Annotated in this window: 13 protein-coding genes; 7 read left to right on the forward strand and 6 right to left on the reverse strand. The window is 66.2% G+C overall.

The window, feature by feature from the left end:
• Positions 1 to 333 (reverse strand): hypothetical protein (locus tag RWO82_RS07410; protein ID WP_314425230.1); only part of this gene is annotated, 333 nt, incomplete at its 3' end.
• Between the two features lie 307 nt (positions 334 to 640).
• Between RWO82_RS07410 and RWO82_RS07415 the strand changes: the two genes are divergently transcribed.
• Positions 641 to 1,192 carry a class I SAM-dependent methyltransferase gene (locus RWO82_RS07415; protein WP_314425283.1) on the forward strand — a complete coding sequence of 184 codons (552 nt, stop codon included), beginning with the start codon at positions 641 to 643 and terminating at the stop codon, positions 1,190 to 1,192.
• Between the two features lie 41 nt (positions 1,193 to 1,233).
• The gene (locus RWO82_RS07420; protein ID WP_314425232.1) at positions 1,234 to 2,655 is read left to right on the forward strand and encodes a serine hydrolase domain-containing protein; all 1,422 of its coding nucleotides are present in this window, start codon (positions 1,234 to 1,236) and stop codon (positions 2,653 to 2,655) included.
• A 12-nt stretch (positions 2,656 to 2,667) separates the two neighbouring features.
• On the opposite strand, the gene RWO82_RS07425 is transcribed toward RWO82_RS07420, so the two are convergent.
• From RWO82_RS07425 to RWO82_RS07435, 3 genes are read right to left on the reverse strand one after another with little or no spacing between them, the layout of a single operon-like run.
• Complete coding sequence (locus RWO82_RS07425) at positions 2,668 to 5,016, reverse strand: excinuclease ABC subunit UvrA (RefSeq protein WP_314425234.1); 2,349 nt, start codon at positions 5,014 to 5,016, stop codon at positions 2,668 to 2,670.
• Between the two features lie 24 nt (positions 5,017 to 5,040).
• Positions 5,041 to 5,451, reverse strand: coding sequence for a VOC family protein (locus tag RWO82_RS07430; RefSeq protein ID WP_314425236.1), 411 nt, complete (start codon positions 5,449 to 5,451; stop codon positions 5,041 to 5,043).
• Positions 5,452 to 5,455: 4 nt separating this feature from the next.
• Positions 5,456 to 5,854, reverse strand: coding sequence for a helix-turn-helix transcriptional regulator (locus RWO82_RS07435; RefSeq protein ID WP_314425285.1), 399 nt, complete (start codon positions 5,852 to 5,854; stop codon positions 5,456 to 5,458).
• Positions 5,855 to 6,034: 180 nt separating this feature from the next.
• Between RWO82_RS07435 and RWO82_RS07440 the strand changes: the two genes are divergently transcribed.
• The gene (locus RWO82_RS07440; protein ID WP_314425238.1) at positions 6,035 to 6,634 is read left to right on the forward strand and encodes a DUF308 domain-containing protein; all 600 of its coding nucleotides are present in this window, start codon (positions 6,035 to 6,037) and stop codon (positions 6,632 to 6,634) included.
• A 60-nt stretch (positions 6,635 to 6,694) separates the two neighbouring features.
• Here the strand turns inward: RWO82_RS07440 and RWO82_RS07445 are convergent, their stop codons facing one another.
• A complete protein-coding gene (locus RWO82_RS07445) occupies positions 6,695 to 7,459 on the reverse strand; it encodes an SDR family oxidoreductase (RefSeq protein WP_314425240.1) in 765 nt (254 codons plus the stop codon).
• 119 nt (positions 7,460 to 7,578) lie between these two features.
• Here RWO82_RS07445 and RWO82_RS07450 point away from each other — a divergent pair, with 119 nt between their 5' ends.
• The 4 genes from RWO82_RS07450 to RWO82_RS07465 all read left to right on the forward strand — a co-directional run bounded on the left by RWO82_RS07450 (position 7,579) and on the right by RWO82_RS07465 (position 10,268).
• A complete protein-coding gene (locus RWO82_RS07450; RefSeq protein ID WP_314425241.1) occupies positions 7,579 to 8,052 on the forward strand; it encodes an NfeD family protein in 474 nt (157 codons plus the stop codon).
• A gap of 9 nt (positions 8,053 to 8,061) precedes the next feature.
• The gene (locus RWO82_RS07455) at positions 8,062 to 8,988 is read left to right on the forward strand and encodes an SPFH domain-containing protein (protein ID WP_314425243.1); all 927 of its coding nucleotides are present in this window, start codon (positions 8,062 to 8,064) and stop codon (positions 8,986 to 8,988) included.
• The gene (locus tag RWO82_RS07460) at positions 8,985 to 9,758 is read left to right on the forward strand and encodes a glycerophosphodiester phosphodiesterase family protein (protein ID WP_314425245.1); all 774 of its coding nucleotides are present in this window, start codon (positions 8,985 to 8,987) and stop codon (positions 9,756 to 9,758) included. Before RWO82_RS07455 ends, RWO82_RS07460 begins: the two co-directional genes overlap by 4 nt.
• 126 nt (positions 9,759 to 9,884) lie before the next feature.
• Positions 9,885 to 10,268 (forward strand): RNA polymerase-binding protein RbpA, encoded by a 384-nt coding sequence (locus tag RWO82_RS07465; RefSeq protein ID WP_201469727.1) that lies wholly within the window; start codon positions 9,885 to 9,887, stop codon positions 10,266 to 10,268.
• On the opposite strand, the gene lnt is transcribed toward RWO82_RS07465, so the two are convergent.
• A complete protein-coding gene (gene lnt / locus RWO82_RS07470) occupies positions 10,269 to 11,792 on the reverse strand; it encodes an apolipoprotein N-acyltransferase (protein ID WP_314425249.1) in 1,524 nt (507 codons plus the stop codon). It lies immediately after the preceding gene.
• Positions 11,793 to 11,803 lie beyond the last annotated feature (11 nt).

Consider the following 11,803-nt stretch of genomic DNA (forward strand, 5'->3'; position numbering starts at 1 on the left):
CACGGCACTGACGTCGATCTGCCACGCGAAAGGGGGAGTGACCTCGGGATCGAGGACGACCATGTCGGATGAGCGCGCCTCGAGTCGGACCGGGCCGTGGAAACCGGCGGTGGCCTCAGCCAGCGCATGCGCGAACGCGCTCATGTCCTCGGAGCGGGCATCGGCGTCTATCACCACCAGGGCGGCGTCTGCGTGACGGTCGCATGAGATCACCAACGCACCATCACACAGGGCGTCGAACGAGCTTCCGGGCATCGTGGTGCAGGCCGTGAACATCGCGCCCATCGCCACGAGTGCCGCGGCTACGGAGACAGATCGCGGGGGCGGACGCATCCACCGATTGTGACTGACGAGTTCGCACGACCAGTGGAGGAGGACGTTCAACTCCAACCTGACATAATGTGCATTATCAGCGTTCACACGCTCGGCGTAATCGGAGCGGAAGATAGGCTCAGGCTGTGAACGGGAACAACGTCGAGATCGACTGGGAAGACGCACGCCGAGCCAATCTGCAGAACTGGGACGACCGAGTACCGCTGCACGAGGCTGCGTATGGTCTGGACGCGTTCGACGACCCGAATCACCTCAGCGACGTCGTGCGCGACGACCTGCCGGTGCTCAGTCGGTTTCCGCACCTGCGCTGCGTGTCGCTGCCGCGCTCGCAGATCGCGCCCACGTTGCGGCGACCTGGGCGGAAACGGACGTTCTCGACGCGCGCACCGCAGTGTCCGGCGACTTCGATGTCGTATACACGAGCATAGGTACGATCTGCTGGCTGAAGGATCTCGAACGCTGGGCCCAGCAGATCGCCGCACTGCTTCGTCCCGGCGGCACGTTCTTCATCCGCGACGGCCATCCCGCGCTGCTCGCTCTCGACGAGGAGGCGGACGGCCTGACGACCCGCTACCTCTATTTCGGAAACGGTCTCGCGCAGCAGTGGGATGACGCGTCCACCTATGCGGGAGACGGCACCGTCGCGCATCCGCGGACATACGAGTGGCCGCATCCGCTGTCCGAGATCCTCGGCGCACTGCTTCGCGCAGGTCTGCGCCTCGTGCACATCGAGGAAGGGCGAACCCTTCCGTGGCCATTCAGCCCGCGAATGGTCGAGGTTCCGCGTGGATATGCGTGGCCCGAGTCCGAGCGGGACCTCATCCCCTGCACGTTCACGATCATCGCCCGGAAGGACTGAAGCGGTCTGCCATATCAGTGTGATCCCCGTAGGATCGCCGGGTGCTCCTGCCGCGTGCGACTCCCGCCTCCCTCGATGTCTCCTCCGCTGCGATAGCCGCGTTTCTCGACCGGCTGGAGCAGGCGGGCATCGAGTGCCACTCGATCATGATCGCGCGCCGCGGTCACATCGTCGCAGAGGGCTGGTGGACGCCGTTCGCCGCTGAGCACCCGCATCTGCTGTACTCGCTGACGAAATCGTTCACATCGATCGCTGTAGGTTTCGCGGTCGACGATGGGCTCCTAGGCCTGGACGATCGCGTGGTCGACGTTCTTCCCGAGCATGTCCCGGGAGACATGTCTGACGGTGCGGATGCTCTCACCGTCCATCACCTGTTGACTATGACCGCCGGTCACGCCGAGGACACACTTGAACGCGCGTGGGCGCTCGAGCCGAAGGATCTCGTGCGCGGCTTTCTGCGGATGCCCATCGTGACTGCTCCCGGCACCAGTCACACCTATGACAACGCGACCACCTTCGTGCTGGCGAGGATCGTGGAGAGAGTCACCGGCACCCCGCTGGACCGACTACTGGACGAACGCCTGTTCACCCCGATGGGCATCACGGATGTCGAGTGGGACCGGGTCGGCAGTGGATCCGTGTTCGGCTTTCACGGTCTGCATCTGACGACCGAAGCCCTCACGGCCTTCGGCGAGCTGTTGCGACGGAGCGGAGAATGGCGGGGGCGACAGCTGATCTCGCGCGACTGGATCGCACGATCCACCCGAAGGCATGTCGACAGTCGCCATTACTCCCCCGGCAGCCCCGGGCGCGATTTCCACGCCGGGTACGGCTATCAGTTCTGGATGTCCGCACACGGATTCCACGGCAACGGTGCATTCGGTCAACAGTGCGTCGTCGTTCCAGACCTTGACCTCGTCGTCGTGCTCACTGCGGCGCACAACGAGATCGGTCACGCCCAGGCCGCGCTGGACGCGATCTGGGACTGTCTGCTTCCGGGCGTCGACTCCTCGGGAGACGGCGAAGGCGACGTCGCTCTCGAACGGCGACTCCGTCACCTGGCGCTTCCGATGGTCGAGGGCGCGGCACGTCCGGAGAATCCCACGTTCGCCGCCACGATCGACGGGACGGTGGCGGATTCTGCGCTGCCCAGCGGAACGCAGATCGTCGTCGACACCCGGCCCGACGGCTGGCTGGTCCACGTCGGGCAGTTGTTCGTCGCGTCCATCGGTTACGAGGGCTGGGCCGCGAGTTCGCCGCTCGGACGCCCGGTCATTGCGAACGGCGCATGGCAGGGAGACATCTTCGTGGCGGAGCTTCACCTCGTGAGCACGCCACACCGTGTTCGACTGACGATGCACGGTGGAACGGCCGAACTGACCTGGGTCACCGTGCCCCTCACGAGCGATGATCTGTTGCTGCACCTGACGTCGCCACTGATGACGCGACCTGACGTCGCTTGACCGGACCTCGATCTACGCCCCCACGTAGGCCGCGAGGTGCTCCCCCGTCACCGTCGACTTCGCGGCGACGAGGTCCGCGGGGCTCCCCTCGAACACCACTCTCCCCCCGTCGTGGCCGGCGCCCGGCCCGATGTCGATGATCCAGTCGGCGTGAGCCATCACGGCCTGGTGATGCTCGATCACGATGACCGTCTTCCCGGATTCCACAAGGCGGTCGAGGAGCCCGAGGATGTTCTGGACGTCTGCCAGGTGCAGCCCGGTCGTGGGCTCGTCGAGAACGTAGGTGTCGCCCTTCTCCCCCATCTGGATGGCGAGCTTGATGCGCTGCCGCTCACCTCCCGAGAGCGTCGACAAGGGCTGACCGAGCGACAGATAGCCCAATCCCACGTCTTCGAGGCGACCGAGGATCGCTGCCGCTGCGGGGAGCTTCGCCTCGCCCTCTGAGAAGAACGTCCGCGCCTCGGACACGGGGAGGTCCAGCACCTCCGTGATGTCCTTGCCTGCGAGCTTGTACACGAGCACCCCCGCCTGGAAGCGTTTGCCGCCGCAGTCCTCACAGGGAGTCTCGATCGTGTCCATGAAGCCGAGCTCGGTGATGATGACACCTGCACCCTTGCAGGTCGGGCATGCGCCTTCGGAGTTCGCGCTGAACAGCGCGGGCTTGACGCCGTTCGCCTTTGCGAACGCCTTGCGGATCGGCTCGAGCAGTCCGGTGTATGTGGCGGGATTGCTGCGTCGAGACCCCTTGATCGCTCCCTGATCGATCGAGACGACTCCCTCGCGCGTCGACACCGACCCGTGGATGAGCGAGCTCTTTCCAGACCCCGCCACACCGGTCACCACGGTGAGCACCCCGGTGGGGATGTCGACGTCGACGTGTCGGAGGTTGTTGGCCGACGCTCCTCGTACCTCGATGGCGCCCGTACTCTCACGGACTGATGACTTCAGGGCCGCTCGATCGTCGAGATGCGTGCCGGTGCGCGTCCCGCTCACCTTCAGCCCCTCGACCGTGCCTTCGAAGCAGATCTCACCGCCCGCGCTCCCGGCCCCAGGGCCGAGGTCGACGACATGATCTCCGATCGCGATGGTCTCGGGCTTGTGCTCGACGACGAGCACCGTGTTGCCCTTGTCCCGCAGCCTCAGCAGCAGCGTGTTCATCCGCTGGATGTCGTGCGGATGCAGTCCGATCGTCGGCTCGTCGAAGACGTAGGTGACATCCGTCAGCGACGATCCGAGGTGGCGCAGCATCTTGATGCGTTGCGCCTCCCCGCCGGACAGCGTCCCGGAAGGCCGCTCCAGGCTCAGGTAACCGAGTCCGAGCGTCACGAACGCATCGAGGTTCGCCTTCAGCGCGTCCAGCAGCGGACCGGCGCCGGGCAGGTCGAGCCCCCGCACCCAGCCCGCGAGGTCGGTCACCTGCATGCGACACGCGTCAGCGATGCTGATCCCGTCGATCTTCGACGACCGGGCGCCCTCCGTGAGGCGCGTGCCGTCGCACTCAGGGCAGGTCGCGAACGTCGCGACCCGTTCGACGAACGCTCGCACGTGCGGCTGCAGCGCGTCCAGATCCTTCGACAGCATGGACTTGGTGATCTTGGGGATCAGCCCCTCATACGTCATGTTGATGCCGGAGATCTTGACCTTGGTCACCTCTCCGTAGAGGAAGAGATGACGCTGCTTCTCGGTGAAAGATGAGACGGGTTTGTCTGCCGGGTAGAAGCCTGAGGCCGAGAAGCCCTTCACCATCCAGCCGTCAGCCGTATAGCCGGGCACCATGATCGCGCCCTCGTCGAGGGATTTCGACTCGTCGACGATCTGGCTGAGGTCGAGATCGGAGACCGCTCCCCTGCCTTCGCAGCGGGGACACATGCCTCCGAGGTAGATGGCGTCCTTGACGATCTTCTTCTCGCCGCCGGGCCCTGTCATGACGCCGCTGGCTCGCTGCGTGGGGATGTTGAACGAGAACGCGGTGGGTCCGCCGATGTACGGCTGTCCGAGCTTGCTGAACAGGATGCGCAGCATCGCATTCGCATCGGTGACGGTCCCCACCGTCGAGCGGGGATTCGCACCCAGACGCTCTTGATCCACGATGATCGACGTCGTGAGGCCCTCGAGCACGTCGACGTCGGGCCGCGGCACCGAGGGCATGAAGCCCTGCACGAAGGCGCTGTACGTCTCATCGATCATCCGTCGCGACTCCGCCGCGATCGTGTCGAAGACCAGGGAGCTCTTGCCCGAGCCGGACACTCCCGTGAACACCGTCAGTCGACGTTTCGGGATGTCGACGCTGATGTCCTTGAGATTGTTCTCGCGGGCGCCCTGAACCCGGATCAGGTCGTGGCTGTCGGCGACGTGGGTCATGGTGTCCTCGGGACTCGGGGCTGCTCAGGCAGCCTGATTGATACGGAGAAGATTGCCTGCAGGGTCGCGGAACGCACAGTCGCGCACTCCGTACGGCTGGTCCATCGGCTCCTGCACGACGTCGGCGCCATGCGCGGCCAGACGTTCGAAGAGCCCGTCGAGATCATCGCTCGCGAGCGTCAGGGCTCCGTAGCTCCCCTTCGCGATGAGCTCGAGGATCGTCTGCCTCTCGGCATCGGTGATGCCGGGGTCGGTGGCGGGCGGGTGCAGGACGATCGAGGTGTTCGGCTGCCCCACGGGCCCGACCGTGAGCCATCGGAGGCCGTCGTAGCCGACATCGTTGCGCACCTCGAAGCCGAGGGCGTCGCGGTAGAAGCCGAGGGCGGCGTCGGCATCGGTGTGCGGGAGGAATGCGTAGTGGATGCTGATGTTCATGGGTTCAGGTTAGGTGGGCGTCGGTACGTGGTGCTTCTTGATTCCTGATCGGTCTCACGACCTGCTTCGCGTGGAAGGTCGGGATGCCGTCGAGGTTCGCGGCGCGTTCACGGTACACCCGAGGGGGGACACCGACGAGCTCGGTGAATCGCGTGCTGAAGGTCCCGAGCGACGAGCATCCCACTTCGATGCAGACCTCCGTCACCGTCAGGTCGCCGCGGCGGAGCAGCGCCATGGCACGCTCGATCCGCCGCGTCATCAGGTACGAGTAGGGCGATTCGCCGTAGGCCTCCCGGAACCTGCGGCTCAGGTGTCCTGCCGACATATGGACGCCCCGAGCCAACGCCTCGACGTCGAGAGGTCGCGCATACTCCCGGTCGATGCGATCCCTGACTGTGCGCATGACAATGAGCTCACGGATGCGAGCGTCGGCGTCGGAAGTCACGAATAGATCGTCGCATGTCCGCGCATGACGCGAAATGAACCCGAGAGTCCATCGCAGACAGTCCTCTCCCGCTCCCCCGCACATGGCGCTACTCTGTGAGCATCCCTCACAGGGATATCTCAGAAAGGTTCCCCACCCATGTCTGATTCGATCGCCGCAGAGGCCAAATCACTGTTCACGTCCATCCGCATCACGCTTGCCGTCTCGGGCATCATCGCGCTCATCGCCGGCATCGTCCTGCTCGTCTGGCCGGGGAAGTCCGCCGTCATCGTGACCGGGATCTTCGCGACCTATCTCGTCATCGCCGGTCTCGTGTACATCGGACTCGGCATCTTCTCGCAGAAGAAGGGCGGCTGGGCGCGAGTCGGCCACATCGCGCTCGGACTCCTGTACATCGTCGCGGGCGTCATCGCCTTCGCGAATCTCGGCGCCGCGGCCGCCACGCTCGCGCTCGTCGTCGTGATCTTCATCGGCATCAGCTGGATCGTCGACGGCGTCGTCTCGCTCACGCTGCTCGGGCAGGACGGCTCGCGAGTGTGGACGTTGCTGTATGCGCTCCTCAGCATCATCGCGGGTGTCGTCGTCCTGTTCTCGCCGCTGTACGCCGCAGCGGTGCTGTGGCTCGTCTTCGGCATCTCGCTCGTCGCGCTGGGCATCGTGCAGATCGTGCGCGCGATCACGCTCGGCAAGGACTCGAAGGAGTTCGTGTCGGGAGTGCAGCCCGGACCTGCCGCCTGAGGCTCGATACACGAGAAGGCGCCCCATCCATCCGGATGGGGCGCCGTCTGTGCAGCGGGCTCATTCCGGTAGGAAACCGCTGACGTCGCCCACCAGACGGGTGTTGTCGGCGGGAACCGGGTCCACCGCCGCGCGCGCGACCTCCGCCGCGAACTCCGAGACGTTGTAGAGCTTGCCGGCCGACTCGCGTCGCTCTGCGATCGCTCCGGGATTCGCCCGCTCGAGCAACGTCGCAGTGATGGTGCCCTCGATCATGTCACCGGAGACCACCGTGAAGCCGATCCCGTTCTCGGCGAGAGCGGGGATGCGCTCACGCAGTGCGTCTTCGCCGGCGCGCTTCGAGAGTGCCACCGGCTCGTACTCCGGCATCGTCGGGGTGGTGCGGATGAAGTGCGCCTGGTGACTCGTGACGAAGACCACACGCGCATCGTCGGACAGCAGCGGCGTCGCTGCCTCGAGCACGTTCACCTGCGCATCGCGGTTGAGAGTGAGCGCGTAGTCCTCGGCCATGCCCGACTCCATTCCGCCGGAGGCGTTCAGCACGAGCACGTCGAGTCGGCCGAACTCGGCCTTCACGGCGGCGAACATCTCGGCGACCGACGCAGGATCCGTGAGGTCTGCCGCCACGACGAGAACCCGACGACCGAGCTCACGCAGCTGAGTCGCGAGCTTCTCGGCGCGGGGCGCCTTGTTGCGGTAGTTGATCACGACGTCGGCACCCGCCTCTGCGAGGTACCGCACGGTGTCGGCGCCGATCCCCCGTGATGATCCGGTGACAAGAGCGACCTTGCCGTCGAGAGAACCTGCGGGAAGAACGTCGGTCACGGTGACTCCTCAAGTGCGTGAAATGCCGCGATCGCACGGCTCCCCCAGACTAGCAAGCGGCCGCTGCGCCACCCGGATGAGCCTTCGGCTGCGTGATAGGTTGACCGCAAGGAGGCCGCATGGACACTTTCTCGACGTTCATCGAGTTCATCGATCAGTGGGCATGGGTCGGGTGGCTCATCCTGATCGCGCTCTTCCTGGTGATAGAGATGTTGACCCTCGACTTCACTTTCCTCATGCTCAGCTTCGGCAGCGCGGTCGGCCTCGTGACGGATTTCGTCGGAATCCCCGTCTGGGTCCAGGTGCTCATCGCCGCCGCAGCCGCCGCTCTCTTCATCCTCTTCCTCCGACCACCTCTCATCAGGCGCCTTCATCGCGGGGAAGATCCCACGAAGTCCAACGTCGAGGCCCTCGTCGGGCTGCGTGGCACGGCATTGCAGGACATCACTCAGATCTCGGGCCAGGTGAAGCTGAGCAACGGCGACACCTGGACTGCCCGCACAGTCGGCTCCATGCCCATCCCCCAGGGTTCGCCGATCGCCGTCGTCGCGATCAACGGAGCCACCGCCACCGTCCGACCCATCAACGACTAGGAGAACCCCGTGGACGACTCCTCGTTCATCCCCGCAGCCATCGGCTGGATCCTCGTCATCGCGATCATCATCTTCGTGGTGGTCACGCTGGCGCGCTCGATCCGCATCATTCCCCAGGCGACCGCGGGCGTGGTGGAGCGCCTCGGCCGGTACCACAAGACGCTCATGCCGGGTCTCAACATCCTCGTGCCCTTCATCGACAGGCTGCGTCCTCTGATCGACATGCGCGAGCAGGTCGTCTCCTTCCCGCCGCAGCCGGTCATCACCGAGGACAACCTGGTCGTCTCCATCGATACCGTCGTCTACTTCCAGGTGACGGATGCGCGCGCCGCGACGTACGAGATCGCGAACTACCTCGGCGCGGTCGAACAGCTCACCACGACGACCCTGCGCAACGTCGTCGGTGGCCTCAATCTCGAGGAGGCTCTCACCAGCCGCGACAACATCAACGGACAGCTGCGCGTCGTCCTCGATGAAGCGACCGGCAAGTGGGGCATCCGCGTGGGCAGGGTCGAGCTCAAGGCCATCGACCCGCCCGTCTCGATCCAGGATTCGATGGAGAAGCAGATGCGAGCCGAGCGGGACCGTCGTGCGGCGATCCTCACCGCCGAGGGATCGAAGCAGTCTCAGATCCTCGAGGCGGAAGGACGCCGACAGGCGGAGATCCTGCGCGCGGAGGGTGACAAGCAGGCCGCGGTGCTCCGTGCACAGGGTGAGGCGGAAGCGATCCAGAACGTCTTCACCGCGATCCATCAGGGACAGCCCGACGACAAGCTCCTCGCCTACCAGTATCTGCAGATGCTCCCGAAGATCAGCGAGAGCTCGTCGAGCAAACTCTGGATCATCCCCAGCGAGCTCACCGAAGCCCTGAAGGGGATCGGATCGGCGTTCACGCCCAAGCCGGGACAGCCGCCGACCGGCACTCCGGGCGCGTGACGCACCCGTACTTCGAGAAGGCAGCCCACCCACGAGTCTTCGCCCACCGCGGGCTGATCACTGCCGCGGGAGCGGATTCGGGAGTGTGGGAGAACTCGGCAGCGGCCTTCGCTGCTGCCCACGCCGCCGGAGTCGACTACATCGAGACCGACTGTCGTACGACGCGAGACGGCGATGTCGTGCTGTTCCACGATGCCACCCTGAGCCGTCTCAACGGTGACGACAGACGCATCGAGCAGGTGTCCACGCGCGAGCTCGCCGCGATCTTCGCGGACCACGGCGGACTTCTGAGCGTGGCTGACGCGATCGACGCGTTTCCGCGGACGCGCTTCAACATCGACGTGAAGTCAGCGGATGCGGCTGCCCCTCTGGGCCCGATCCTGGCCGATCACACGCACCGGGTCCTCGTGACCAGCTTCACCGATGCGCATCGACGAGCGACGGTCGCAGCGACGCTCCGAGCCGGCGCGGGGATCCCGCCGGCGACCTCAGGCGGCAGCCGCACGATCGCCGCTGTCCGCGCGCTCTCCTCGGCGCGCCTCCCCGCCGGACGTGCACTCCGCGGGATCGATGCGCTGCAGGTGCCCGCGCGACACGGCCGCGTGCGCGTGCTGACCCCTGCACTCGTCCGCGCGGCACACCGACACGGGACCGAGGTCCACGTCTGGACCGTCAACGATGTCGATGAGATGCGCAGGCTCGTCGCATCGGGAGTGGACGGGATCGTCACGGACCGCGCGGACGCCGCGCTCGACGCCCTCCGCGACTGACCCTCGACGCGCCGTGCATACGCTCCCGCGCTGGGATTCAGCTGTGAATAGCGCTCAGAAGTCCGGCGCGTGGATGAAGCGCACAGGCTGGAGCGTTATACCTGACAGCGACGAGAGGACCACACAATGGCAGATCGCAGCCTGCGCGGCATCCGACTCGGCGCCCAGAGCCTACAGAGCGAAGAGGGCGTCGTTTTCATGGAGCGCCGTGAAACCACCTACACCTGTGACACCTGCGGCCACGTCACGAACCTCATGTTCGCGGCTGACGCAGAGCCGCCGCAGACCTGGGAGTGTCGCGCCTGCGGTGCGGACGCACGCTTGAACGTCGACGGTCAGGCCGTCACGCTCGACGCGAGCGACGAGAAGGCAGCACGCACGCACTGGGACATGCTGATGGAACGCCGTACCCGGGCCGAACTCGAGGAGCTCCTCGAAGAGCGACTCGCTTTCATCCGTGCCCGTCGGGGTGCCGGCGAAGACCCGACCCGCGAGAAGATCGGCGCCTGACTAACGGCGGCGGGCGCGCCACCACCCGAACACGAGCGCGCCGAGTCCGCCCCAGAGCAGCACGTTCTGAACCCACGCCCCCAGCACGACCCCCGCAGTGAGGCCGGTGCGCAGCTCGACATCCTCGAGCAGCGCGCCGGCCTCTCCCGCATCCAGGCTCGATACGGTCGACCCATCCGATCGGATGATCTGGCTCGTGCCGACCGTCGAGACGTTGACGACGCTGCGCCCGGTCTCGATCGCGCGCATGCGCGCGAACGCCAGCTGCTGAACGTTCTCGTCCGTGCCGCGGAAGTCGGCGTTGTTCGTCTGGAAGACGAGCACTTCGGCCCCGTCTTCGATCCCCGCCCTGATGACGTCGTCGTAGATCACGTCGAAGCAGATCGCGAGTGCCACCCGCGCGCCGCCGACGTCCATGACGGGCGCATTCGTGCCGGGCGTGTAGTCGCGCTGCAACAGGCCGATGAGATCCGGCGCCAGCGCATTGAAGAAGTCCCTGTCGGGGACATACTCCCCGAACGGCACAGGATGCCGCTTGTCATGGATCTGACCGTCCGGCCCCGCCTCGGTCCACAGCATGGAGGTGTTGAAGAACCGGCCATCGCGTTCCGTCGCGGCGTTGGCCAGCAACGGTGCGCCGATCCGCGCGGACACGAGAGACATGCGTCGCGCGAGCTCCTCGGACTGGAAGGGGTCGTAGTCGAGCGAGCCCTCGGGCCAGACCAGCAGATCGATGTCCTCGCCGACCAGCGGCGCTGTCGCCTCGGTCTGGGCCTGAACGACCGAATACGGCTCTCGTTCGTCGAAGTACCCCGTGGGTCCGTTCCCCTGCACGGCGGCGATGCGCATCGTCCCGCTGGGAGTCGTCGGGAACAGCGGCGTGAGAAGAAGCACCGCGGACACCAGCGCCGGTGCCGCGTAAGCGAGGGGTCGCCTCCAGGAGTCCGTCCGGAGGACTTCGATGAGCGCAGCGACGAGGAACACCATCAGAAAGCTGAGTCCGGCGACGCCGATCCACGACGTCACGTGCGCGAGCGGACTCTGTGCCTGGCTCATGCCCAGACGCGCCCACGGGAACCCCCCGTACGGCCAGGAGCCCACGAAGGTCTCGCGCCCGACCCAGAGGGCGGCGACGACGGTGGGAAGCAGCACGAGACGCGCCCATCGCCCCGGAACGGCAGCAGGTATCCAGCGGTACGCGAGCGCGATCGGGATGAGCGCCACGGCGGTCAGAGCCCCTTCCACGACGCTCAGCGCCGCCCACGGCACCGGACCGAGATACCTCGACGTCCACGACACGAGCAGGCCGAAGAACACCACGCCGTACACGGCCCCCACCAGCAGCGCCCCTCCTGCGCGGCGCCCGATGAGGCTCACGAGCAGCGCCGCGGTGGCGGGGAAGGCGAGGACCCAGATCGCGACGTCCGGATACGCGACGTCCATCAGGATCGCGGAGAGGGCTGCCGTGAGCACCGCCGCCCACAGCGGCAGGAGCGGGCGCTGGCGCGCTCGGGATTCAGACATCGGTCCCGTCT

It is taken from the genome of uncultured Microbacterium sp. (assembly GCF_963521645.1).
In the GTDB taxonomy this organism is placed as follows: Bacteria; Actinomycetota; Actinomycetes; order Actinomycetales; family Microbacteriaceae; genus Microbacterium.